The organism is Chitinophaga caseinilytica (assembly GCF_038396765.1).
Classification (GTDB): Bacteria; Bacteroidota; Bacteroidia; order Chitinophagales; family Chitinophagaceae; genus Chitinophaga; species Chitinophaga caseinilytica.
Genome location: NZ_CP150096.1, coordinates 6,323,193 through 6,346,291, shown reverse-complemented (window position 1 = coordinate 6,346,291; position 23,099 = coordinate 6,323,193). Strand labels below are relative to the sequence as shown.

The window sequence follows — 23,099 nt, the reverse complement described above, 5'->3', positions numbered from 1 at the left end:
CCGGAATGCCGGTTCACAACAAATAAACTGACACATCATGTCACGTATAGGCAGAAGCCCGATTAAATTGGCCAGCGGCGTATCGGTTACCGTTAACGCTACTAACGAGGTGACCGTAAAAGGTCCCAAAGGCGAACTGAAACAAGCGATCGATCGCGATATCAAAGTGGAAACGAAAGACGGCGAACTGGTAGTTACCCGTCCGACCGATCAGATCCGTCACCGCGCCCTGCATGGTCTGTACCGCGCCCTCCTCGCCAACATGGTGACCGGCGTAACCGAAGGTTTCAAGAAACAACTGGAACTGGTAGGTGTAGGTTACAAAGCTGCCCACAACGGTCAGCTGCTCGACCTGTCCCTGGGTTACTCCCACAACATCATCTTCGAAATTCCGAAGGAACTGAAGGTGAACACCGTTACCGAAAAAGGTAAAAACCCGCTGATCCAGCTGGAAGGTATCGACAACCAGCTCCTGGGCCAGGTTGCCGCTAAAATCCGCAGCCTCCGCAAACCCGAGCCGTACAAAGGTAAAGGTGTGCGTTACAGCGACGAAGTGGTACGTAAGAAAGCTGGTAAATCCGCCGGTAAATAATCTCCGGTCCCTTCGCTGCGCGGCGTAAGGCTGTAAGGATAGGGGACAGGACCATTTTAAAACATTAAAGTAAACATTGGACAGCAGTGCCCGATGTTTACTTTACCAATAAAATCCCGGCAGCATCGGGAGATCAAATACTTAAAGTAATGATTACAAAAGCAAACAGAAGACAGAATATCCGCTTTCGTATCCGTAAGAAGATCAGCGGAACTGCACAGAAGCCCAGACTGTCCGTATTTCGCAGCAACTCGGAGATTTACCTCCAGTTGATCGACGATACGACCGGCACTACCCTGGCATCTGCATCTTCCCGCGATAAAGCGCTGGCAGGTGTGACTGGCAACAAATCCGAAAAGGCGAAGCAAGTTGGTGCTGCCCTGGCCGCTAAAGCGACCGCACTGGGTATCACTACCTGCGTGTTCGACCGTTCCGGTTATCTCTACCATGGCCGCGTAAAGGCAACTGCCGATGGCGCGCGCGAAGGCGGTCTGCAATTCTAATCAAACTGATATCGTAATTCTTATTAAATAAAAATGGCAAAGAATTCATTCAATAAAGTAAAAGCCGGCGATCTGGAACTGAAAGAGAAGGTTGTAGCTATCAACAGGGTTACCAAGACCACCAAAGGCGGTCGTACTTTCTCCTTCTCCGCGCTGGTGGTAGTGGGTAACGAAAACGGCGTGGTAGGTCACGGTCTGGGTAAAGCCAAGGAAGTGCAGGAAGCGATCACCAAAGGTATCGACGATGCGAAGAAGAACCTGATCAAGATCCCCGTTCACCACGGTACAATTCCTCACGACCAGTTGGCTAAGGAAGGCGCTGCCAAAGTGCTTATCAAACCTGCTGCTCACGGTACCGGTGTAATCGCCGGAGGTTCCATGCGCGCCGTTCTGGAAAGCGCTGGTATCACCGACGTACTCGCCAAATCCCTCGGCTCCGCAAACCCCCACAACGTGGTGAAAGCTACTTTCAAGGCGCTGGGCCTGCTGCGTGAACCTATTCAGGTAGCCAAAACCCGCAACGTGTCCCTGAAGAAAGTCTTCAACGGATAATCACCGGGCCGATATAATCCCGGTGCTGCGGCCAGGCTTCAGTTACCGGAATTTTTCATTGGAAATATATCAAAGTAAAATGGCAAAGATCAAGATCACCCAGGTAAAGAGCGGAATCGACCGTCCTGAACGTCAGAAGCTGACGCTGAAGGCGCTCGGTCTGAAAAAGATGAACAATACCGTTGAGGTGGAAGCTACTCCCCAGATCCTGGGCATGGTTCGCACCGTTCACCACCTGGTGAAAGTGGAACAAGTGAATGCATAATGTAAAATTTTCATTTTTACATTTGGCTTTCTGTTTTTTTGAATTATCATTGTAAAAGCGAGCGGTTGATTTCCGCGCAAGTAAAACAATTACACAAATGAGCTTACATCAACTCCGTCCTGCACAAGGCGCAGTACATAAAGAAAAACGCCTGGGTCGCGGTGAGGCCTCCGGTAAAGGTGGTACCTCTACGAAAGGTAACAAAGGTGCCCAATCCAACACCGGCTACTCCAGCAAACGTGGTCACGAAGGTGGCCAGATGCCGATCCAGCGCCGTCTGCCCAAACGTGGTTTCCATCCGATCAGCCGTGTAGACTACAAAGTCTTCAACATTGGTCAGCTGGACACTATCGTTGAAAAATACGGTATCCAGGAATTCAGCCTCGAGAACCTCTACATGAACGGCCTCATCAGCAAAACCGACCAGGTGAAAGTGCTGGGCCACGGTGAACTGAAGAGCAAAGTAACGCTGAAAGTGAACGCGATCAGCGAGAAAGCCAAAGCAGCCATCGAAGCAGCTGGTGGTTCTGTGGAACTGGTTTAAGAAATTACGATAGAGAAGGCGCCTACGGAGTAGTGCGTCTTTTCGAATTTTACACGCGTTATTAAACTCTTATCTTCCTGTGAAGAAATTTATCGAAACCATAAAGAACATCTGGAGTATCGAGGACCTGCGTAAACGCATCCTCACAACGCTGCTCCTGGTACTGGTATACCGTGTTGGTTCCTATATCACCCTTCCCGGTCTCGATCCCAACGAGCTGGCCAAATTCTCCGAGACTTCCCAGCAAGGTATCCTGGGGCTGTTCAACATGTTTGCCGGTGGGTCTTTCTCCCGCGCATCCATTTTCGCCCTCGGCATCATGCCCTATATCTCGGCGTCTATCGCCATTCAGCTCCTCACGATCGCCGTTCCCTATTTCCAGAAATTACAGAAAGAAGGTGACAGCGGCCGGAAAAAGATCAACCAATACACCCGCCTGCTCACTGTTATCGTGACGGCTTTCCAGGCCAGTGCCTACGTTGCGTACCTCAGAACGCAATCCGGTGCGGCGCTCATCCCCGCATACGGCGGCTTCATGTTCTGGCTTTCCACCACCGTGGTGCTGACCGCCGGAACGCTGTTCGTTATGTGGCTGGGTGAAAAAATCACGGATAAGGGCATTGGTAACGGTACCTCCATCATCATCATGATGGGCATTCTCGCCCGCCTCCCCGAATCCCTCCTGCAGGAATTCTCCCTGAAAACAACAGGCGCCGGCGGCGGTCTCCTCATCTTCCTCGTGGAAATTGCCATGTTCATCGTGATCACCATCGGGCTCATCCTGCTGGTTCAGGGAACACGCAAAATCCCGGTGAATTACGCCAAGCGAATCGTAGGTAATAAACAATACGGTGGCGTTCGCCAGTTCATTCCCCTCAAAGTGAATGCTGCAGGCGTTATGCCCATCATCTTCGCCCAGGCCATCATGTTCATTCCGGCCACGGCGATCGGTTTCGCCACCCAGAGCGAAGGCGCGTCCGGCTTCATCCGTATCTTCAGCGATCACACCAACCCCTGGTACAATGTGATCTATGCCGTACTGGTGATCGTCTTCACGTTCTTCTACACCGCGCTCATTTTCAACCCCACCCAAATGGCGGACGAAATGAAACGCAACAACGGGTTCATCCCCGGTGTGAAACCCGGTAAAGCTACTGCCGACTACATCGGCGCAGTTATGGACCGCATCACCCTCCCGGGCTCGGTGTTCCTGGCGCTCGTAGGCGTACTGCCCGGTATCGCTGCCGCACTCAACGTGAACAGCCAGTTCGCTACCTTCTTCGGTGGTACCTCGCTGCTGATCATGGTCGGTGTAATCCTCGATACCCTGCAGCAGATCGAAAGCCAGCTGCTCATGCGTCACTATGACGGTCTCATGAGCTCCGGCCGCATCAAAGGCAGAACTTCACCCGCCAACGCGTAACCGCAACAGGCTAATATATTGGCAGCCATCCTGAACTAATAAGCAGGATGGCTGTTTTGTTTACGGCAAGGCCGTCTCGGCATTTTTAGTTAATTTTGCATGTTATGATTCATTATAAGACAAAAGAAGAAATTGAGCTGATGCGTGAAAGTGCCCAGCTGGTAAGCGCCACCCTCGCTGAGGTGGCCCGCCGGCTGAAGCCTGGCATGAGCACGCTGGACGTCGACGCCATCGCGGAGCAATTCATCCGCGACCATGGTGCGGTGCCCTCCTTCAAAAATTATAAAGGGTTTCCCAATACCTGCTGCATTTCCGTGAACGAAGCGGTCGTGCATGGCATTCCCAATGCATATGTGATCAAGGAGGGCGACCTCGTTTCGGTAGACGTGGGGGTGTTCAAGAACGGATTCCATGGCGACAGTGCCTATACCTTCGCGATAGGGGAGGTTCCGGCGCACGTACGGAAGCTGATGACCGCTACGAAGGTGGCGCTCAACAAGGGCATCGAAAAGGCCGTTGTGGGCAACCGGGTGGGCGATATTGCCTATGCCATCCAGGATTACCTGGAGAAGGAGCGGGGATATGGCGTGGTACGTGAGCTGGTAGGCCACGGATTGGGACGTAACCTCCATGAAGACCCCCAGGTGCCGAATTATGGCCGCAGGGGCAGCGGTGCCGTGCTGAAGGATGGATTGGTGATCGCGATCGAGCCGATGGTGAATCTGGGTACCCGGGACGTGGAATACCTGGAAGATGGTTGGACGGTTGTGACGAGAGACCGGAAGGTGTCGGTACACTACGAACATACGGTTTCGGTGCAGAAAGGGAAGGCCGACGTGCTGTCCACTTTTGTGGAAATTGAAGCGGCTGAGCAGCAAAACCCGGTGTTGGCGGGGGCGGTGGCGCAATAAAATGCTCCATGCCAATAAGTATTCCTATATACATATCATCTTGTTTAGTAGATAGTTACAGAATTATTCACAACAAGTGGGGGGACTTTATCCACAATCCGGATATTTAAAAATATTATTTGCCCTAAATTTTTCTCTTTCAGAAACTTTTATGGTATCTTTGCATTCCTAAAAATTTTTATGGCGAAACAGGCACTGATTAAACAGGATGGTATTATTCTCGAAGCCTTATCAAATGCGATGTTCCGGGTGAAACTGGAAAACGGGCATGAGATTCTGGCGACCATTTCTGGGAAAATGCGGATGCACTATATTCGCATCCTGCCGGGCGACAAGGTTGGGGTTGAGATGAGCCCTTATGATTTGAGCAGGGGTCGTATAATTTTCAGGTATAAATAATAAAATACACTAGTAGATTTATAACTATTGACTCATGAAAGTAAGAGCTTCCATCAAGAAAAGAAGTGCAGACTGCAAGATCGTTCGCCGCAAGGGTAAATTGCTGGTGATCAACAAAAAGAATCCCCGTTTTAAACAACGTCAGGGATAATCGCATCTGTTACTCATTATAAAGAATAATAAACTAAACAATTAATATGGCACGTATAGCCGGTATTGATCTTCCTAAGAACAAAAGGGGTGAAATTGGACTGACCTACATCTTCGGAATCGGTCACTCTACTTCAGTATATATCCTGAACAAAGCTGAAATTGACCTGAACAAGAAAGTGAAGGATTGGAATGACGATGAGCAAGCTGCGATTCGTAACATTATCAACGCCGAGCTGAAAGTTGAAGGTCAACTGCGTTCCGAGGTTCAGATGAACATCAAGCGTTTGCTGGATATCGCCTGCTACCGTGGTCTGCGTCACCGTAAAGGTCTGCCGGTTAGAGGCCAGCGTACCCGTACTAACAGCCGTACCCGTAAAGGTAAGCGTAAGACGGTTGCAGGTAAAAAGAAGGCACCGAAGAAATAGTGATAAATTCCCTGGTCTGCTGGTCCTCCGTCCAAATCCGGGAGGCGGCGGCATAAAGGGTTTTTATAGACAATCGGATTTGGAGTTTCATAGTAGGAATTTTAACGTATTATGGCAAAAGCATCAAATACTAAAGCTGCCGCTAAAAAGAGGGTAGTAAAAGTGGATAACTTCGGAGATGTACATATCTCTGCAAGTTTCAACAACATCATCGTGAGCATCACCAACAAGGCTGGTCAGGTTATCTCCTGGTCTTCTGCTGGTAAGATGGGCTTCAAGGGTTCTAAAAAGAACACTCCTTATGCTGCTCAGCTGGCTGCTAGCGATGCCGCCAAAACTGCAATCGACGCTGGCCTGAAAAGAGCTGACGTATTTGTGAAAGGACCCGGCGCCGGCCGTGAAAGCGCAATCCGCGCCATCGCGAATTCCGGTATCGAGGTAACCCTCATCAAAGACGTTACTCCGCTGCCGCACAACGGTTGCCGTCCTCCGAAAAAGAGAAGGGTATAGTCTCGAGATATTCCGATACGAATTATCCGGTGCAATTGAACTTTTGTACCGGTTAATTCGTATTCGTAATTAATATTTTATTACATTTATTATTCACCAGTGGGTGCACGATCGGATTTTAAGATTTTTAAATGAGCGTGCATCGAAACTAAAAATCTGCAACACAGAACATGGCAAGGTACACAGGACCAAAGACCAAGATCTCCAGGATTTTTGGAGAGCCTATCTTAGGCAATGGCAAGTATTTAGGCAAGAATAGCAACCCTCCCGGTCAGCACGGCGCACAACGTAAGCGTAAGCAACTGGGCGAGTACGCGCTGCAGCTGAGAGAAAAACAAAAAGCGAAGTACACTTACGGCGTACTGGAAAAACAGTTCCGTAACCTCTTCGAAGAAGCTAACCGTCGTAAAGGCGTTACTGGTGAAGTATTGATCAAATTGCTGGAAGCACGTCTGGACAACACCGTGTTCCGCATGGGCATCGCTCCTTCCCGCCCGGCTGCCCGTCAGCTCGTTTCCCACAAACACGTTACCGTTAACGGCGTGGTGGTGAACGTGCCTTCCTACCAGCTGAAACCCGGCGACATCGTAGGCCTCGAAGCTAAATCCGCAGGCAACACCGCGGTGACCAGCCAGGTTCGCGGCAAGAACCCCAAGTACAACTGGGTAGACTTCAACGAGAAAGAACTGAGAGGTACTTTCATCGCTTACCCCGAAAGAGAATCTGTTCCCGAAAACATTAAGGAGCAGCTGATCGTGGAATTGTACAGCAAGTAATAACGTTATAGCCATCCCGTAACCCGGGGTGGCTATATCCGTAAAACATACCTTAAAAACATAAATCAAGCATATCAATGGCAATTCTTAATTTCCAAAAGCCTGACAAGATCGTTTTGCAGAAGTCTACCGACTTTGAAGCTCAATTCGAATTCCGTCCGTTAGAACCGGGTTATGGTGTGACAATTGGTAACGCGCTCCGCCGCGTGCTGTTGTCGTCTTTGGAGGGCTATGCCATTGTGGGTATCAAGATCGAAGGCGCTGATCACGAGTTTGGCACCCTGAAAGGGATCACGGAAGACGTTACTGAAATCATCCTCAACCTGAAACAGGTTCGTTTCAAGAAAATCGTTGAGAATGAAGTAAGCAGCGAGAAAATCCAGATCTCTATCAAGGGCAAAACCGAGTTCCGGGCAGATATGATCGAGAAAGCGACCAACTCTTTCCAGATCATGAACCCCGAACTGCTGATCTGCACCCTGGATCCTTCCGCCAAGCTGGACATCGAGCTGACCATCGGCAAAGGCCGCGGTTACGTTCCGGCAGAGGAAAACAGACCCAAAGATGCAGTGTTTGGTTATATCGCGATCGATTCCGTGTTCACGCCCATCAAGAACGTGAAATACAGCATCGAGAACACCCGTGTGGAACAGAAGACCGACTACGAGAAACTGATCATGGAAGTAGTGACAGACGGTACCATCCATCCGGAAGAAGCGGTAAAACAAGCTTCCCGTATCCTCATCCAGCACCTGATGATCATCACCGATGAAAACATCAGCTTTGATACCAAAGACACTGAGAAAGAAGATGTGGTAGACGAACAAACCCTGCAGCTGCGCAAGATCCTGAAAACTCCCCTGGAAGATCTGGACCTGAGCGTACGCGCATTCAACTGCCTGAAAGCGGCCAAAATCAACTCCCTGAGCGAACTGGTACAGTACGAACAGGAAGAACTGATGAAATTCCGCAACTTCGGTCAGAAATCCCTCAGCGAGATCGAACAAGTGCTGGGCGAAAGAGGCCTGCATTTCGGTATGGACCTGTCCAAACTGAAACTCGACGAAGAATAGTATTCATTTCGTAAATCACGCCGCCGTTAGGATGGGCGTGATTTGCATTTTATAACAAGTACCTTGCAATTCCTGACACGGTGCGAGGGAAACCAAACAACAAAAAGTCATGCGTCACGGAAAGAAATTGAACAAACTGAGCCGCACGTCCGCTCACCGCAAAAGCCTCATGAGCAACCTGGCTTGCGAACTCATTGCTCACAAACGTATCACCACCACCCTGGCTAAAGCCAAAGCACTCCGCGTTTACGTGGAACCCCTGCTGACCCGTGGTAAAACCGACGACACTCACAACCGTCGTATCGTGTTCAGCTACCTGCAGGACAAAGAAGCTATCCAGGAACTGTTCGGCCCCATCAGCGAGAAAATCGCCAGCCGTCCCGGTGGATACACCCGTATCATCAAGCTTGGCAAACGTATCGGTGACAACGCCGAAACTGCGCTGATCGAACTGGTTGACTTTAACGAAATCTACGGTAAAACTGCCGCTGCTGATAAAGCTCCTGCCAAGAAAACCCGTCGTGCCGGCGGTAAGAAAAAGGCTGAAGCTGAAGGCGCTGAAGCACCTGCTGCTGAAGAAAAAGCTGCTGAGTAGTTTTTCAAGAAAGCTATACAGAAGGGATAAGGTTCGTACCTTATCCCTTTTTTTATGCAGGAACGGGAGGAACGGATGGTTGAAAAAAAGGATCCCGGAGCGCTTCAGCAAAATCACTGTTTTTTTATCGCATAATCACCACTTTATCATGAACGAAAAATGGAAAAGCTGGATGGAAGTTGCCCAGGTTTTACATGAAACGCCAGGGGCTGAGATCTGCTGCCCCGAATGCAAAGTAGGAATGCTGGAATTTAAAGACGAATTGATCAGAGGTTTGGATAAAGTGGACGGATATATTTTCTGCAATGGCTGTGGTGCGTATGCGGTTTTGAGCAGAGTGAGTAAGAATAACCCATAAACCTGTGTGGGTTTCGTGCTTTTTTCAGGGGATAATCTGGGTCGGTTTAGACTAATAACATAACGGGCATCGACAATGTATGATGGATTGTCGATCGTAGGAAATTCAACGCTGTATGAGATACTTGAAGGTAATTTGGATGCATAATTTCGATGACGAGCCCCAATTCATTTATAGCGAAATTGGTGACGATGCTTATGAATTGCGGAAAGTGGAAATTTACAAAGACAGGAGTTTTGGGGTGGCTTCGCAAGAATTCGAGTTTGGTGGCACTGCGTTGGCCGACCAACAGATCCCGGACGTTGACGCGATAGCGGGTGATGCCGAATTCTTGCCGAAAGAAATAACCAGGGATGAATTTGAGGACGTTTGGTCGGGATGCATCAACTATTTGGCGAAGAAACGTTGACCGCTTCGCGGGATAAGGTCGCCAGATTTTGAATATATATAGAAAAAACGTAATTTAGCGTCACCGGCACCTAATATCCTCCCTATGAACTACATGAAATGCCAGCACTGTACCGAATACAGTGCATTGAAATCCGAATACCTCACGTTCTGCGACCATTGCGGCAAGAAATTTCCCGTCATTTATAAAGATTGGCTGGCACATCATCCGGATGGCAACCTGGACGCATTCGGGCTGGAGAACGGCATTTCCGGGGAGGAATATGCTGCCCTGGAGCGCCGGAAAGAGCGGAAGGCCCATTTCACACCGCGGAAGAAGGCGACGCTGGCTTTCGGGATCATCTGTTTTGTGGCGGTCCTGGGACTGAGTTTCCTGTACGGGCCCTATCTGATGGCGTTTTTCAGGGAACCCAGGGTGTCGCCAACGCTGCTACATGCCGATCAATGGCGGACTTTCAAAGGGCACCTCATCCGGATCCAAACACCTTTGTCCCTGCGGCCCGAATCCCCCGACGACCGTCCCAATATGCGCAAAAAGGCCTTCCAGGCTGGAGGAAGGGCGGAAGGGATCGTGATCAGGATGGAAGAATCGGTATTCCTCGCCCAGGCCAGCGTGGTACTGGAAGAGGCGGCGCAATTGACGGCCCGCGAAATGGAGACCAGACCCGGCGTATCCCGGTTCAGCTATACTTCCCGCGAACTGCAAGTGGACGGCCAGCCGGCGTTGTTACAGCAGGGGACATATGTGTTACAGGAAACTTCGCCCGTGGCTTTTCAGAGCCTCGTTTTCGTAAAAGGCGGCAGCCAGGTACAGCTGTTGGTGACCCATTCGGCCGACGATCCTGCCGGTAAACAGGCGGCTGACAAAATCATGACATCCATTCATATGAATTGATCGGAAAAACCTGCACGAAATTCAAAATCATGCCCTAACTTTGCGCAGTTTTAATCGTCCTTTTCGGGACATAAAAAAAGTAAGGGTAAGAAGAAATGCCGCAGACTATCAGATCCACACAGCCTGCCATGCTGTTGCTCGAAGATGGCACCGTTTTCCACGGAAAAGCGTTCGGTAAAGTAGGTACCGCGTCCGGGGAACTTTGTTTCAATACCGGGATGACCGGCTACCAGGAGGTGTTCACAGACCCTTCCTACAAAGGTCAGGTGCTGATCATGAACAACTGCTACGTAGGTAACTACGGCACCAAAAAGGAAGACGTGGAATCCAGTTCCGTAAAGATCAGCGGTCTGATCTGCAAGAACATCGCTTCCAACTACTCCCGTAAAATGGCCGACCAGAGCCTCGCCACTTTCCTGGAAGAGAATAACCTGGTCGCTATTCACGAAGTGGATACCCGTGCGCTGGTAGCCCACATCCGCAACAAGGGCGCCATGAACTGCATCATCTCCTCCGAAATCCTCGACGAACAGGAGTTGGCCAATCGCCTGAAAGAAGTTCCCTCCATGGAAGGTCTCGCGCTTTGCGCCGAAGTGTCTACCAAGGAACCTTATTTCGTGGGCGACCCCAACGCCGAGATCCGTATCGCGGTGCTCGACAACGGGGTGAAGCGCAACATGCTGAAATGCCTCTCCGAAAAAGGTGCTTACCTGAAAGTGCACCCCACGCAAACGTCTTTCGAAACCTGCGAGGAGTTCAAACCGCACGCTTATTTCATTTCCAACGGCCCTGGCGACCCTGCTCCGCTGACTTACGCCGTGGAAACCATCAAGAAAGTACTGGCCGCCGAGCGCCCGCTCTTCGGCATCTGCCTCGGGCATCAGCTGCTGGCTATGGCCAACGGGATCCCGACGTATAAAATGCACCACGGTCACCGCGGCCTGAACCACCCGGTGAAGAACCTGCAGACCGGCAAATGCGAGATCACTACGCAGAACCACGGTTTCGCGATCGACAAGCAGGCGGTGGAAGCTTCCGAGAACGTGGAAGTGACCCATATCAACCTGAACGACAATTCCGTGGAAGGTATCCGGATCAAGAATAAACCGGCGTTTTCGGTGCAATATCACCCGGAAAGCACGCCTGGTCCGCACGATTCGCGTTACCTGTTCGATGATTTCTTTACAATGATCCGCAATCATACCAAATAAGGTGTGAATGCGACAAGATAGGGAAGAGGCCTCCGCACCGGGGGCCTTTTTTTATGCGCTGAAATGAAGGGTAGGGGAAAAATAGACGGTCCTGAGGAGTCAGGACCGTTGCATTTTAAAATTCCACGTTATGAAAACTAGCGAAAGGTACCATGCGGTAAAGCACGATACCCTACCTTGTCTTTTCATTACATGACAATAATAGGAAAAATTCGGCGAGATGAAGATTTAAAAAGGGGCTAAGTTTTCTTGAAATAGAGGATTTCAAAATGCAATCGGTTGGAGGCGGCTGAAATTATACGGGAAAAAAATACGGCTCTGTGAACAGAGCCGTTTGCCTTTATAAATTCCACGTTATGAAAAACTGATACAAAAATATGTTGTTTGGCTAAAACGTTTTAGTTAGTCGCCGATTTTTTACATAATGTTGATAATGCAAAGGTCGGGCCATTTTCCCATTTGTCAAAATTATACAAGTTAATTTTTTGCAAAGCAGGTTTAGAAATTTGCCTAACATGTATATCGAATTTTGTTATTTGATCTATTTGCACCTTTGCGTCCTGATTACACAGTAAATGTAGGCATAAAAATCAAATTTCAAAACATCGAACCGTTAAAATTTCTATTTATCGTCTGAAAAATGTTATATAGAATTATTTATAATGTAAAATCTTGCTGTTGCCAAGCTTTCCAGCCAATCGATCGCAAAAACATGATTTTTGTCAGTTTTTCAGATTTAATACTTTTTTAACTCATACTGACAGGATATGCTGACAGTTTAGCGGCGGCCGGGATACACCTCCAACGCTTTTGTCAGTGCCGTCATGGCCTTATCGATCGCTTCCAGGTTCAAGACGTACGCCAGGCGCACTTCCTGCTTGCCAAGGCCCGGAGTGGCGTAGAAGCCCGTGCCGGGAGACAGCATCACCGTTTGCTGATCAACACTGAAATCTTCCAGCAGCCATTGGCAGAATTTGTCCGCATCGTCGATCGGGAGCTTCGCCATGGCATAAAACGCTCCGCCCGGATTGGGGCAGAACACCCCGGGAATGCCGTTGAGGCGCTTCACCAGCAGGTCGCGGCGGCTCTTGTATTCCGCCTTGATGCCGTCGAAATAGTCTTCCGGCAGGTCTACGGCAGCTTCCGCGGCGATCTGCGCGAAGCTCGGCGGGCTCAGGCGGGCCTGGGCGAACTTCATCACCGAATCCAGCAGCGTTTTGTTGCGGGTCACCAGGGCGCCGATACGGCCGCCACAGGCGCTGTAGCGCTTGGAAATGGTGTCGAACACCACCACATTGTCTTCCAGGCCTTCCAGCTGCAGGGCAGACAGGGTGGTGCCGTCGTACGCGAACTCGCGGTACGCTTCGTCGGAGAAGAGGAAGAGGTTATGTTTTTTGCAGATATCCCGCAGCACGTTCAGTTCCTCGGGGCTGTAGAGGTAACCGGTCGGGTTGTTGGGATTGCAGATGAGGATGGCTTTGGTTTTGGGCGTGATCTTCTTTTCGAAGTCGGCGATCGGCGGCAGGGCGAATCCGGATTCGATACCGGAGGTCACGGGCACCACTTTCACTTCCGCTTCCACGGCGAAGCCGTTGTAATTGGCGTAGAAGGGCTCGGGGATGATCACTTCATCGCCCGGGTCGAGGCAGGCCATGAAACCGAAGATAATGGCTTCGGAGCCGCCGGTGGTCACGATGATCTGGTTGTAATCCACCTGGATGCCGAAACGGTCGTAATAAGTGGTGAGTTTGCGGCGGTAAGATTCGTTGCCTGCGCTGTGGCTGTATTCCAGGACTTTGAAATGGGAATTGCGCACCGCGTCGAGCACGGGTTGCGGCGTTTCGATATCGGGTTGCCCGATGTTGAGATGATAAACCGTAACTCCTTTCTTTTTAGCTGCTTCCGCGAACGGTACCAGTTTTCGGATCGGAGAGGGCGGCATGATCTGGCCGCGCTGACTGATGTTCGGCATTTGGTGTTGGTTTTTAGCGAGGCAAAGGTAAGGCAACTCGCTATGTTATGGACGATATTAAACAAAAATGCCCCCCGGTTGTCCGGGAGGCATTGCTATTTGCTGTTGCTTTTTTTAGTTTTCAACCGTTCCTGTGAGGAATAGTTCCTTCTCCTGGTCAACTCCCTTTAACTTCAGGTAGATGGTTTTCATCGGTTTGCCTACCGCATTCGCGCTGTAGGTGGCCGTGATGGTACCTGCCTTTCCGGGAAGGATGGGCTCTGCCGTCCATTTCGGGGTGGTGCAACCGCAGCTGGGTTTGGCAGCTTCGATCAGCACGGGCTCTTTGGAGACGTTGGTGAATTCGAAAGTAACGGTTACGGGTTTGTTGAGCTTGGTTTTACCGAAATCAACTGTTTCTTTCTTGAATTTGAGCTTGGCGTCTACTGCATTAGTCGTTCCGCCGCCGTTCTGTGCCTGCGCCCACAGTGAAGTGGTAACCAGTAAAGTTGCAAATAGGGATACAACGAATTTTTTCATGATAATATTGGTTTTTAGTCGATTGGTTAAACATTTACGTTTCTACCAGTTTCCAATTCAAATTTACGGCCAAAAACTGAACCGTGCATATCAAGATATTAAAAATTTCTTAAAAATTTAATTTTTACGGGATGAGTGCGGGCATTTACCCATTCATCAATTTCCCCTACATTTGTGCTTTAACAAGGATGGCATGATCGAAAACAACGAATTAGCTATGAATATGCAAAGCCAGTTGTCATTTGAGGAGTTCCGCAGGGAAGTTTTGAATGATTACAGGCTGGCCTGCATCAGCAGGGAAGTAAGCCTGCTGGGCCGCCGGGAAGTATTGACCGGCAAGGCCAAATTCGGGATATTTGGCGATGGCAAGGAAGTGGCGCAGATCGCGATGTCCAAATATTTCAAACCGGGCGATTTCCGTTCGGGCTATTACCGCGATCAGACGTGGGCTTTCGCAACGGGCGTGGCCAATGTAGAGCAGTTTTTCTCCCAGCTGTATGCAGATCCGGACCTGGCGAACGATCCTTTTTCCGCCGGTCGCCAGATGAATTCGCATTTCGCCACTCCCAATATCGATATGGACGGTAACTGGCTGCCGCTCACCGCGCAGAAGAACACCGCCGCAGACATGGCGCCCACTGCCGCACAGATGCCGCGTGCGCTGGGCCTGGCCTATGCTTCCAAGCTGTTCCGCGAAGTGCCGGAGCTGGAGGGGCTGACGCACCTTTCCCACCAGGGCAACGAAGTTTGCTTCGCCACTATCGGCGACGCATCTACGAGCGAGGGCCATTTCTGGGAAACCGTGAATGCCGCCGGCGTGTTGCAGGTGCCGCTTTGCATTTTTGTGTGGGACGATGGATATGGTATTTCCGTTCCCCGCAAGTATCAAACTACAAAAGGTTCTATCAGCGCCGCGCTGGAAGGCTTCCGGAAAGGGGAGCAGACCAACGGGCTGGAGATATATAATGTAAAAGGATGGGATTACGCCGGCCTTTGCGAAGTGTTCGAGGAAGGGATCCGCAAAGCCCGTGAAACCCACGTGCCCGTGCTCTTCCACGTAGAAGAGATCACCCAGCCCCAGGGGCACTCCACTTCCGGCTCGCACGAGCGGTACAAAAGCAAGGAACGCCTGGCCTGGGAAAAGGAATTCGACTGCAACAGCAAAATGCGCCAGTGGATCGTCGTGAACGCCCTGGCCGACGAAGGCGCCCTCCAGGAAGTGGAAGCCGAAGCCAAAGTGCTCGCCCACGAAGGCCGCAAACGCGCCTGGGAAAAATACATCGCGCCCATCCGGGGCCAGGTGCAGGGCCTGACCGCCATCCTCAAGAACCTCGTCGAGGAAGGCCGGGTGGAAACGGAACTGGTACAACATACCATCCAGGAGCTGGCCGCCAACCGGGAGCCCCTTCGCCGCGATATCCTCAAATCCGCTGCACATATCCTGTTCCGCTACCCGCGCGATTTTTCGCCGGTATTGAACGATCTGCAGCTGTTTTACGACAACCAGCTCGTCACCGAAAAAGAAAATTACAACAGCCTCCTGTACGCCACCGGCGCCAATTCGGCGCTCAACGTGCCGGAAGTGCCGGCCGAATACGCGGCAGACGCTCCCGTGCTCAACGGCTACGAAGTGCTGAATAAATACTTCGATCAACTGTTCACCGACAACCCGCTGGTATTCGCTTTCGGCGAAGATGTGGGCAAGATCGGCGACGTGAACCAGGGCTTCGCCGGCCTCCAGGCCAAACACGGCAAAGTCCGCATTTCCGATACCGGCATCCGCGAACTGACCATCATGGGCCAGGGGATCGGGATGGCGCTTCGCGGCCTGCGGCCCATCGCGGAAATCCAGTACCTGGATTACCTGCTGTACGGCCTCCAGCCCCTGAGCGACGATGTGGCTTCCCTGCAATACCGCACCCGCGGCACGCAGTTCTGTCCCATCATCGTCCGCACCCGCGGCCACCGGCTGGAAGGGATCTGGCACTCGGGCAGCCCCATGGGAATGATCATCAACTCCCTGCGCGGTTTCTACGTGTGCGTGCCCCGCAACATGGTGCAGGCGGCAGGGATGTACAACACGCTCCTCCGCGCCCACGAACCGGGGATCGTCATCGAATCGCTCAACGGTTACCGCCTGAAAGAGCGCATGCCGGAGAACCTCGTAGATTTCACGGTGCCCATGGGCGTTCCGGAAATCCTGCATGAGGGTACCGACATTACCATCGTTTCTTACGGCAGCACGCTGCGCATCATCGAGGAAGCCATCCAAACCCTTTCCGGGCTTGGTGTTTCCTGCGAACTGATCGATGTGCAAACGCTCCTGCCTTTCGATACCAGCCACTCCATCCTGGATTCGCTGAAAAAGACCAACCGCATCCTTTTCGTGGACGAAGACGTTCCCGGCGGCGGCACCGCTTACATGTTCCAGCAAGTGATGGAGCTGCAGGGCGGTTACCGTTGGCTCGACGTGGCGCCCCGCACCCTGTCTGCCCAGGCGCACCGCCCGGCTTACGGTTCCGACGGCGATTACTTCTCCAAGCCCAACGTGGAAGATGTGGTGAAAGTAGTTATGGAAATGATCAGGGAATAACGGACCTGCAACGATATGCCGTGAAGGTACGTGCCCCCTGTATGCGCAGGGGGCATTTTTTATGGACAGCGGGGCCAAACAAGGCCGGCGCACAAATTGTTATACTGGAAATATGGACTATAAAGATTATTACAAGATACTGGGCGTAGATAAAAAGGCGAGTGCCGACGAGATCAAGAAGGCTTATCGCAAACTGGCGGTCAAGTATCATCCGGACAAAAATCCCGACGACAAGCTCGCGGAAGAGAAGTTCAAGGAATTGAACGAGGCATATGAAGTGTTGGGCGACGCGGAGAAGCGGAAAAAGTACGACGAGTTCGGCGAGAACTGGAAGTATTATGAACAGGCCGGCGCGCAGCAGGGCGATTTCGATTGGAACCGCTGGCGGGCGCAGCAGCAGCAGCAGGGCGGCGGACAGCAGTACAACGCTGAGGATATGTTCGGGGAAGGCGGGCAGTTTTCCGATTTCTTCGAGCACCTGTTCGGCGGCGGGTTCCGCAGCCGCGCGCAGCAGGGGCGTTCGCGCACGCGGCGTGGCGGGGATTTGCATGCTACGATGGACGTGAGTATCGAAGACGTCTACACGGGCGCTACGCGGCAGATCAATGTGAACGGGCAAAAGTTGAATCTGAAGATAAAGAAGGGTACGGCGGATGGACAGGTGTTGCGGCTGAAAGGCAAGGGGAGTCCGGGTTTGAACGGAGGTGAGGCGGGAGATTTGTTGATAGAGGTGAGTGTTGTGCCCGGAGCGGGATTTGAGTTGAAGGGGAAGGATGTGTACCTGGAAGTGCCGGTGGACGTGTATACGGCGATTTTGGGCGGGAAGGTGCAGGTGCCGGTGCCGGGAAGTGCGTTGCAGTTGACGATCCCGGAGGGGACGGATAGCGGGCGGATGTTCAGGTTGAAAGGGAAGGGGATGCCTGTTGCGGAAGGAGGGAATGGGGAGCCGGGGGATTTTTATGTGCGGATCAGGATCACGGTGCCGCAAAATCTTACGGATGAAGAGAAGGCGATGTTCCGGAAATTGGCGAACCGGGATCAGTAAATCACGAAAAATGGAAGCTTATGTTACAAACGATCGATTACCTGGAAGAAATCCTCGAGCAGCAGCACCGGGCGGAGTCGGAGGCGGTGCCTGATTTTTATGCGAGCGAGTTGCTGGAGATGCTGGGGTATACGCGGGAGGGGCTGCGGATGGCGCTGGAACGTGCGATGCAGGCCTGTGCGGCGTTGCGGATGCCGGTGACGTTGAATTTCCGGCGGATTTATTGCTGGCAGGGCGGGGAAATGTCGGAAGACTGGCAGTTGAGCCGGTTGGCGGGTTATTTATTGATTGTTAACAGTGACCCCAGGAACCCTGCGGTGGCGCAAGCACAGTGGTTGCTCTTCAAGAAAAGTTATTCATTTTAATCTATAACATATTTATTATCAGCCAATTGTATGTTCATTGTCTTTCGTAATGTTCATTGTCTGTTCATTCTCCCGTTGCTATTCATTGGTTAATGGAATGAGATAAATTGCAGGCATAATCAAAATGAAAATTGCTTAGACGGTTCAAATAGGCTGAAAACGGGGGCCGTTCTGAAAGGGGCGGCCTTCTTTCAGTTTTCATTCCAGTGGGGTTACCCAGGCGCCAGATCGAAAAGATTGTTTACCCATATCCTCTGAATTTTTCTGTGCGGACCTGGCCTGGTTTTTTAAAAGATTTTTAACCATTTCCTATGATCGCCGGATTAACCACCCGGAAAAAACAGGTGCAGGTTTTCTCTTTTTTTAACCCTCTGCTACATTTTTCTCCTCTTTAGTCTATACAAACGCGTGTGCGCTTTGTTAACCTCTTTATATCAAAAGAACATCTATCCATGCGTTAGGGGACAACAACCAAAATTTATTAAAACGTAACTGAATTATGGAAGCAAGATGTATCAGATGCAGTACGATCGTACACTCTCACAAGAGGCTTTCTGAAATCAAATGCCGCTGTGGTGGCCAATTGCAAAGAATGCGGTTCGTGGGGCTGATAGAGGGGCTTCACCCGCTGGGTAAGGAACATAATATGGAAGTAGGGGGAAACTTTGTTATGGTACTTACCGGTCGATCTATGGAAATTTCGTGGTCGACAAATTGAACAATCAATTCCATAAAGTGACGCTGTTGCGATGATGCGTGAATTTCGTCACAGCTGTACGATCTCGTTTTTCTCCTTTTAAATGATGGACTGGTTGACATGAGGCTTCGCTTCCCATGCGAATTTTTTCCCTGTTAAGTATGAGTTTTCGCATGAGGTAAGCTGCAAGGCCAGGTGAGCCGGGAGCTGGATTTTTTCTGCCCGTACGATGGAACAAATTGTACCTGCGGATCCGGATACTGACGGTTGCGCCCGTTGATAGTGGCACAACGGGAATTGGGATCGACAGATGCATTCCAGCGCGAATGCACGCACGAGGCCTGCTGTTCATACAAGCCCAAATGGAATGTTCCTGTACCAAGGATTTTTTATGGGTTTCCCATGATTTATAAAAGGGTGATGTTGTTTGTTAACCACCTTCTTGATTTGTGCGGATTTTTTAATTGCCCGGTTATGTTGATGTACCTGCATTTATCCGCCCAGGTCGAAACTACTTTCCATGTTGGTTTTATCAATGAGGGACCGGTTCTCTTCCGTTGAACGGCGGAGATCGGTCTTTCCTGGTTGAATGTGGGATTCCCTTCAGATTCCTGGCCGCAATAGTTATGTTGATCTGCCTGCGGTTGTCTGCATAGGTCGAACATCCATTCCATGTTGGTTTTATCAGTGAGGGGCCGGTGCTCTCCCGTTGAACGGCGGGCGATCGGTCTTTCCTGGTTGGGTGTGGGATTCACTTCAGATTCCTGGCCGCAACGGTTTTATTTCAAGGGGGCATATTGCCGTGCAGGCTTTTGATCGATGGAGGAATTGTCTATTTTTAGTCCTTCATCAAAAAGCCGGCACATATGAAAATCGTAGTACTGGATGGATATGCTTTACAGCCCGGAGATCTGTCGTGGGATGCGTTGGAATCCCTCGGCACCGTAACCGTCCACGACAGAACGGCCCCCGCCGATGTGGCGGCCCGCGCCCTCGGAGCGGAAATCCTCCTCACCAATAAATCCCTCATCCCCGCGTCCGTCATCCACCAGCTGCCAACCCTTCGCTACATCGGCGTCATGGCCACCGGCTATAATGTGGTAGACGTTGCCGCAGCGCGCGCCAAAGGCATTGTCGTCTCCAACGTTCCCGCATACAGCACGGCTTCCGTGGCCCAGCTTACTTTTTCCCTCATCCTGGAACTTTGCCAGGGCGTGGGTTTGCATGCGAGCAGCGTCCGGAACGGCGATTGGGCGGCCAGTCCCGATTTCAGCTATTGGAAAATGCCCCTCACCGAACTATCCGGGAAAACGCTGGCTATCATCGGTTTCGGGCAGATCGGGCAGGCAGTGGCGCGTATCGCCCTGGCGTTCGGGATGCGCGTGATCGTGAGCCATAAGCACCCGGAGCGCGACCGGATGGAAGGTGTCACTTTCCTGGACCAGGCAATCTGCTTCCGCGAAGCGGACATCGTTTCCCTGCATTGTCCGCTCAACGAGGCCAACAAAGGTTTCGTGAATGCGGCGCTGCTGGCCACGATGCGCCCCTCGGCCATGTTGATCAATACCAGCCGCGGGCCGCTCATCAACGAGCCGGAACTTGCCGATGCGCTCAATAACGGGGTAATTGCCGGGGCAGGACTGGATGTTTTATCGGTGGAGCCCCCTTCCGCAGACAATCCGCTGTTGACGGCCCGCAACTGCTACGTTACGCCGCACATCGCCTGGGCCACCCGCGAAGCGCGTTCCCGCCTCATGAACAAGGTGGTGGAGAATGTAAAAGCTTTCCTGGACGGGGCACCGCAAAATGTAATCGGCGGATAGCTGAAAAGGGGAGTTGTCTTAGGATTTCCTGCTTCAATAACAGTATCCGGGTTAACTGGAAAAAATGCGCATGGCCGCTGTGCAGCCGTGATACGTTCGAAACGAGCTATAAGCGCCTCCCGACGGGCGTTTCCGGATAATAAAAAAGGCCCGCCAGATGGTGGGCCTTTTTGTTATTTCGTGGGTACGATTATCTCAGGTTGTGGAATACCTGCTGTACGTCGTCGTCCTGTTCCAGGCGGTCGATCAGCTCCAGTACTTCCTTGGCTTGTTCCTCGTTCAGTTCCACTGTGGTGGCGGGGATGCGCTTCAATTCGGCGGCGATCACTTCCAGTCCTTTTTCTTCCAGCGCTTTCGACATATTGCCGAATTCGGTGAAGGTGGCGCGAACGATGATGTTGCCTTCGCTGTCTTCCCCGATTTCTTCCAGGCCGAAATCGATCAGTTCCAGTTCGAGGTCTTCGAGGTTCTGGCCGGCGTTTTTGATCTTGAATTCACCGAGGCGGTTGAACATGAAGCCTACGGAACCGCTGTTCCCAAGGCTGCCGCCGCATTTGTTGAAGTGCATGCGCACGTTGGCAACGGTACGGGTGGTATTATCGGTGGCGGTGTCTACCATAACGGCGACGCCGTGAGGGGCATATCCTTCGTATACAACTTCTTCGTAATCAGTCTTGTCTTTCCCCATCGCGCGCTTGATGGCGGCGTCTACACGGTCTTTCGGCATGTTCACGCCTTTGGCGTTCTGGATGCATCGACGGAGGGCAGGGTTGTTATCGGGGTCCATACCGCCTTGTTTCACCGCCATGGCGATTTCCTTGCCGATACGGGTAAATTGTTTGGCCATGCGGTCCCAACGGGCGAACATGGTCGCTTTTCTTACTTCAAAAATACGTCCCATAATGTTTGAAAGAGTTTGCCTTATGCTCCGGAGGCCGGTGATAAGGAGGCTGCAAAAATATTAAATTCCCGTCAAATCTGGGATTACCGGAAATAAAAATCCCGCCATGGCTGGCGGGATTTTGTATGATGGGTGTTTGGTTACAGTTTGTTGCCGAGTTTGCTGTGATTCTTGCTATAGGCGAAGTAGATCACGAGGCCCAGGCCCATCCAGGCGGCGAGGCGCAGCCAGGTATCGAGCGGGAGGGATGCCATGAGCGCCAGGCAGATGATGATGCCGATGATGGGCACCACCGGTACCAGGGGTACTTTGAAAGCGCGCGGTACATCAGGATCGGTTTTGCGCATCACGATCACGCCCACGCAAACCAGCACGAAAGCGAACAGGGTACCGATGCTCACCATTTCGCCCACGATATGTACGGGAACGAAGGCGCCGAAAAGGCTGGTAAACACCATGAACAGGATGTTGGCTTTATACGGTGTGCGGTATTTTTTGTGTACCTGCGAGAAGGTTTTGGGCAGGAGGCCGTCGAGCGACATGGAATAGAACACCCGGCTTTGGCCCAGGAGCATCACGAGGATCACGGAAGTGTAACCTGCGAGGATGGCCAGGATGATAGCCTGTTGCAGCCAGGCGTAGGGCGTTTTGGCGATGGCGATGGCTACGGGGGCGGCGCTGTCCTTGAACTCGGTATAGTTGGCCAGGCCGGTCATCACGTGCGCGAACAGTACATATAATATGGTACAGATGGCGAGGGAGCCGAGGATGCCGATGGGCATGTCGCGCTTGGGGTTCTTGGCTTCCTGGGCGGCGGTAGACACCGCATCGAACCCGATGAAGGCGAAGAACACCACGGCAGCGCCGCGGAACAGGCCGGAAATGCCGAAGTGACCGAATTCGCCGGTGTTGGCGGGAATGTAGGGATCGTAGTTGGCAGGGTTTACGTGGCCCCAGCCTACTGCGATGAATACCAGTACCACTACAACTTTCAGGGCAACGAGCAAACCGTTCAGCAGGGCAGATTCACGGGTGCCGCGGATCAGCAGGAGCGACAGCGCGATGATGATCAGGACTGCAGGAAGGTTCATGATACCGGTTACCGTAGACCCGTCGAGCATAGTGACGGTTTCGAACGGCGAGGCGGTGAGCTGCGCCGGCAAATGAATATTGTAGTGATGGAGGAATTTGACAAGGTATTGCGACCAACTGATGGAAACGGTGGCGGCACCGAGTGCGTATTCGAGCACGAGGTCCCACCCGATGATCCAGGCGAGGAATTCGCCCATGGTGGCGTAGCTGTAAGTGTAGGCGCTGCCCGCGATGGGGATCATGGAAGCGAATTCGGCGTAGCAAAGGCCGGCGAATGCGCATCCGATGGCGCCGATCACGAAGGAAAGCGTTACGGCAGGGCCGGCGTTGTTGGCGGCGGCCAGCCCGGTAAGGGAAAAGAGGCCCGCGCCGATGATGGCGCCGATACCGAGTGCGACGAGGCTGGTGGCAGTTAAAGACCTTTTAAGCCCTTTTTCAGAATCGGAAGCTTCCGAGAATAACTGTGCAAGCGGCTTTTTGACAAAGAGTCTACTCATAC

General features: G+C 51.8%; 25 protein-coding genes and 1 pseudogene. 22 read left to right on the top strand and 4 right to left on the bottom strand.

What is annotated here, in order from left to right; all coding sequences use genetic code 11:
* The first annotated feature begins 37 nt into the window (after positions 1–37).
* The 18 genes and pseudogenes from rplF to carA all read left to right on the top strand — a co-directional run.
* A complete protein-coding gene (gene rplF / locus WJU22_RS26380; RefSeq protein ID WP_341841131.1) occupies positions 38–592 on the top strand; it encodes a 50S ribosomal protein L6 in 555 nt (184 codons plus the stop codon).
* A 149-nt stretch (positions 593–741) separates the two neighbouring features.
* Positions 742–1,095, top strand: a complete 354-nt coding sequence (rplR, locus tag WJU22_RS26375) for a 50S ribosomal protein L18 (RefSeq protein ID WP_341841130.1) — start codon at positions 742–744, stop codon at positions 1,093–1,095.
* A 33-nt stretch (positions 1,096–1,128) separates the two neighbouring features.
* Entirely contained in the window at positions 1,129–1,647 is a 519-nt protein-coding gene (rpsE, locus tag WJU22_RS26370; RefSeq protein WP_126246783.1) for a 30S ribosomal protein S5, read from the top strand.
* A 79-nt stretch (positions 1,648–1,726) separates the two neighbouring features.
* Positions 1,727–1,912 carry a 50S ribosomal protein L30 gene (gene rpmD / locus WJU22_RS26365; RefSeq protein WP_341841129.1) on the top strand — a complete coding sequence of 62 codons (186 nt, stop codon included), beginning with the start codon at positions 1,727–1,729 and terminating at the stop codon, positions 1,910–1,912.
* Positions 1,913–2,009: 97 nt separating this feature from the next.
* Positions 2,010–2,456, top strand: a complete 447-nt coding sequence (gene rplO, locus WJU22_RS26360; protein ID WP_126246785.1) for a 50S ribosomal protein L15 — start codon at positions 2,010–2,012, stop codon at positions 2,454–2,456.
* 79 nt (positions 2,457–2,535) lie between these two features.
* The gene (secY, locus tag WJU22_RS26355; protein ID WP_341841128.1) at positions 2,536–3,879 is read left to right on the top strand and encodes a preprotein translocase subunit SecY; all 1,344 of its coding nucleotides are present in this window, start codon (positions 2,536–2,538) and stop codon (positions 3,877–3,879) included.
* 104 nt (positions 3,880–3,983) lie between these two features.
* Positions 3,984–4,790, top strand: coding sequence for a type I methionyl aminopeptidase (map, locus tag WJU22_RS26350; RefSeq protein ID WP_423737569.1), 807 nt, complete (start codon positions 3,984–3,986; stop codon positions 4,788–4,790).
* A 180-nt stretch (positions 4,791–4,970) separates the two neighbouring features.
* Positions 4,971–5,189 carry a translation initiation factor IF-1 gene (gene infA, locus WJU22_RS26345; RefSeq protein ID WP_012789309.1) on the top strand — a complete coding sequence of 73 codons (219 nt, stop codon included), beginning with the start codon at positions 4,971–4,973 and terminating at the stop codon, positions 5,187–5,189.
* Between the two features lie 34 nt (positions 5,190–5,223).
* The gene (gene rpmJ, locus WJU22_RS26340) at positions 5,224–5,340 is read left to right on the top strand and encodes a 50S ribosomal protein L36 (protein ID WP_072360626.1); all 117 of its coding nucleotides are present in this window, start codon (positions 5,224–5,226) and stop codon (positions 5,338–5,340) included.
* Between the two features lie 46 nt (positions 5,341–5,386).
* Complete coding sequence (gene rpsM, locus WJU22_RS26335) at positions 5,387–5,767, top strand: 30S ribosomal protein S13 (protein WP_126246788.1); 381 nt, start codon at positions 5,387–5,389, stop codon at positions 5,765–5,767.
* 111 nt (positions 5,768–5,878) lie between these two features.
* Complete coding sequence (gene rpsK / locus WJU22_RS26330; RefSeq protein ID WP_341841126.1) at positions 5,879–6,277, top strand: 30S ribosomal protein S11; 399 nt, start codon at positions 5,879–5,881, stop codon at positions 6,275–6,277.
* Between the two features lie 170 nt (positions 6,278–6,447).
* Positions 6,448–7,053: a 30S ribosomal protein S4 gene (rpsD, locus tag WJU22_RS26325; RefSeq protein WP_126246790.1), complete on the top strand. Its 606-nt coding sequence runs from the start codon at positions 6,448–6,450 to the stop codon at positions 7,051–7,053.
* Positions 7,054–7,130: 77 nt separating this feature from the next.
* On the top strand, positions 7,131–8,126 hold the full coding sequence (locus WJU22_RS26320; protein ID WP_341841125.1) for a DNA-directed RNA polymerase subunit alpha: 996 nt from the start codon (positions 7,131–7,133) through the stop codon (positions 8,124–8,126).
* Between the two features lie 109 nt (positions 8,127–8,235).
* The gene (rplQ, locus tag WJU22_RS26315) at positions 8,236–8,721 is read left to right on the top strand and encodes a 50S ribosomal protein L17 (protein WP_126246792.1); all 486 of its coding nucleotides are present in this window, start codon (positions 8,236–8,238) and stop codon (positions 8,719–8,721) included.
* A gap of 148 nt (positions 8,722–8,869) precedes the next feature.
* The gene (locus WJU22_RS26310) at positions 8,870–9,079 is read left to right on the top strand and encodes a hypothetical protein (protein ID WP_341841124.1); all 210 of its coding nucleotides are present in this window, start codon (positions 8,870–8,872) and stop codon (positions 9,077–9,079) included.
* A gap of 115 nt (positions 9,080–9,194) precedes the next feature.
* The gene (locus WJU22_RS26305; protein WP_341841123.1) at positions 9,195–9,488 is read left to right on the top strand and encodes a DUF6881 domain-containing protein; all 294 of its coding nucleotides are present in this window, start codon (positions 9,195–9,197) and stop codon (positions 9,486–9,488) included.
* An 84-nt stretch (positions 9,489–9,572) separates the two neighbouring features.
* On the top strand, positions 9,573–10,382 hold the full coding sequence (locus WJU22_RS26300; RefSeq protein ID WP_341841122.1) for a hypothetical protein: 810 nt from the start codon (positions 9,573–9,575) through the stop codon (positions 10,380–10,382).
* A 95-nt stretch (positions 10,383–10,477) separates the two neighbouring features.
* A pseudogene (gene carA / locus WJU22_RS26295) lies at positions 10,478–11,524 on the top strand (glutamine-hydrolyzing carbamoyl-phosphate synthase small subunit); the annotation flags it as partial.
* An 847-nt stretch (positions 11,525–12,371) separates the two neighbouring features.
* Here carA and WJU22_RS26290 read toward each other — a convergent pair.
* Complete coding sequence (locus WJU22_RS26290; protein WP_341841120.1) at positions 12,372–13,565, bottom strand: pyridoxal phosphate-dependent aminotransferase; 1,194 nt, start codon at positions 13,563–13,565, stop codon at positions 12,372–12,374.
* 114 nt (positions 13,566–13,679) lie between these two features.
* On the bottom strand, positions 13,680–14,084 hold the full coding sequence (locus WJU22_RS26285; protein WP_341841119.1) for a DUF1573 domain-containing protein: 405 nt from the start codon (positions 14,082–14,084) through the stop codon (positions 13,680–13,682).
* 217 nt (positions 14,085–14,301) lie between these two features.
* Between WJU22_RS26285 and WJU22_RS26280 the strand changes: the two genes are divergently transcribed.
* The 4 genes from WJU22_RS26280 (at position 14,302) to WJU22_RS26265 (ending at position 20,607) form a co-directional block, all read left to right on the top strand.
* Positions 14,302–16,677 carry an alpha-ketoacid dehydrogenase subunit alpha/beta gene (locus WJU22_RS26280; protein ID WP_341841118.1) on the top strand — a complete coding sequence of 792 codons (2,376 nt, stop codon included), beginning with the start codon at positions 14,302–14,304 and terminating at the stop codon, positions 16,675–16,677.
* A gap of 112 nt (positions 16,678–16,789) precedes the next feature.
* Positions 16,790–17,722 carry a J domain-containing protein gene (locus tag WJU22_RS26275; protein ID WP_341841117.1) on the top strand — a complete coding sequence of 311 codons (933 nt, stop codon included), beginning with the start codon at positions 16,790–16,792 and terminating at the stop codon, positions 17,720–17,722.
* A gap of 20 nt (positions 17,723–17,742) precedes the next feature.
* Positions 17,743–18,087 (top strand): hypothetical protein, encoded by a 345-nt coding sequence (locus WJU22_RS26270; RefSeq protein WP_341841116.1) that lies wholly within the window; start codon positions 17,743–17,745, stop codon positions 18,085–18,087.
* A 1,563-nt stretch (positions 18,088–19,650) separates the two neighbouring features.
* On the top strand, positions 19,651–20,607 hold the full coding sequence (locus tag WJU22_RS26265; RefSeq protein WP_341841115.1) for a D-2-hydroxyacid dehydrogenase: 957 nt from the start codon (positions 19,651–19,653) through the stop codon (positions 20,605–20,607).
* Between the two features lie 190 nt (positions 20,608–20,797).
* Here the strand turns inward: WJU22_RS26265 and WJU22_RS26260 are convergent, their stop codons facing one another.
* Positions 20,798–21,508, bottom strand: a complete 711-nt coding sequence (locus WJU22_RS26260; protein WP_126246802.1) for a YebC/PmpR family DNA-binding transcriptional regulator — start codon at positions 21,506–21,508, stop codon at positions 20,798–20,800.
* 140 nt (positions 21,509–21,648) lie between these two features.
* Positions 21,649–23,097: an amino acid permease gene (locus WJU22_RS26255; protein ID WP_341841114.1), complete on the bottom strand. Its 1,449-nt coding sequence runs from the start codon at positions 23,095–23,097 to the stop codon at positions 21,649–21,651.
* Positions 23,098–23,099 lie beyond the last annotated feature (2 nt).

Bases quoted from the DNA above. Each gene is read 5' to 3' on its own strand.
- WJU22_RS26285 (WP_341841119.1), bottom strand. From the start codon at position 14,084: ATGAAAAAATTCGTTGTATCCCTATTTGCAACTTTACTGGTTACCACT.
- WJU22_RS26310 (WP_341841124.1), top strand. From the start codon at position 8,870: ATGAACGAAAAATGGAAAAGCTGGATGGAAGTTGCCCAGGTTTTACAT.
- rplR (WP_341841130.1), top strand. From the start codon at position 742: ATGATTACAAAAGCAAACAGAAGACAGAATATCCGCTTTCGTATCCGT.
- rplF (WP_341841131.1), top strand. From the start codon at position 38: ATGTCACGTATAGGCAGAAGCCCGATTAAATTGGCCAGCGGCGTATCG.
- rpsD (WP_126246790.1), top strand. From the start codon at position 6,448: ATGGCAAGGTACACAGGACCAAAGACCAAGATCTCCAGGATTTTTGGA.
- WJU22_RS26280 (WP_341841118.1), top strand. From the start codon at position 14,302: ATGAATATGCAAAGCCAGTTGTCATTTGAGGAGTTCCGCAGGGAAGTT.
- rpsK (WP_341841126.1), top strand. From the start codon at position 5,879: ATGGCAAAAGCATCAAATACTAAAGCTGCCGCTAAAAAGAGGGTAGTA.
- rpmJ (WP_072360626.1), top strand. From the start codon at position 5,224: ATGAAAGTAAGAGCTTCCATCAAGAAAAGAAGTGCAGACTGCAAGATC.
- WJU22_RS26290 (WP_341841120.1), bottom strand. From the start codon at position 13,565: ATGCCGAACATCAGTCAGCGCGGCCAGATCATGCCGCCCTCTCCGATC.
- map (WP_423737569.1), top strand. From the start codon at position 3,984: ATGATTCATTATAAGACAAAAGAAGAAATTGAGCTGATGCGTGAAAGT.
- infA (WP_012789309.1), top strand. From the start codon at position 4,971: ATGGCGAAACAGGCACTGATTAAACAGGATGGTATTATTCTCGAAGCC.
- rpsE (WP_126246783.1), top strand. From the start codon at position 1,129: ATGGCAAAGAATTCATTCAATAAAGTAAAAGCCGGCGATCTGGAACTG.
- WJU22_RS26320 (WP_341841125.1), top strand. From the start codon at position 7,131: ATGGCAATTCTTAATTTCCAAAAGCCTGACAAGATCGTTTTGCAGAAG.
- WJU22_RS26300 (WP_341841122.1), top strand. From the start codon at position 9,573: ATGAACTACATGAAATGCCAGCACTGTACCGAATACAGTGCATTGAAA.
- rplO (WP_126246785.1), top strand. From the start codon at position 2,010: ATGAGCTTACATCAACTCCGTCCTGCACAAGGCGCAGTACATAAAGAA.
- WJU22_RS26270 (WP_341841116.1), top strand. From the start codon at position 17,743: ATGTTACAAACGATCGATTACCTGGAAGAAATCCTCGAGCAGCAGCAC.
- WJU22_RS26260 (WP_126246802.1), bottom strand. From the start codon at position 21,508: ATGGGACGTATTTTTGAAGTAAGAAAAGCGACCATGTTCGCCCGTTGG.
- WJU22_RS26305 (WP_341841123.1), top strand. From the start codon at position 9,195: ATGAGATACTTGAAGGTAATTTGGATGCATAATTTCGATGACGAGCCC.
- rpsM (WP_126246788.1), top strand. From the start codon at position 5,387: ATGGCACGTATAGCCGGTATTGATCTTCCTAAGAACAAAAGGGGTGAA.
- rpmD (WP_341841129.1), top strand. From the start codon at position 1,727: ATGGCAAAGATCAAGATCACCCAGGTAAAGAGCGGAATCGACCGTCCT.
- WJU22_RS26265 (WP_341841115.1), top strand. From the start codon at position 19,651: ATGAAAATCGTAGTACTGGATGGATATGCTTTACAGCCCGGAGATCTG.
- rplQ (WP_126246792.1), top strand. From the start codon at position 8,236: ATGCGTCACGGAAAGAAATTGAACAAACTGAGCCGCACGTCCGCTCAC.
- WJU22_RS26275 (WP_341841117.1), top strand. From the start codon at position 16,790: ATGGACTATAAAGATTATTACAAGATACTGGGCGTAGATAAAAAGGCG.
- WJU22_RS26255 (WP_341841114.1), bottom strand. From the start codon at position 23,097: ATGAGTAGACTCTTTGTCAAAAAGCCGCTTGCACAGTTATTCTCGGAA.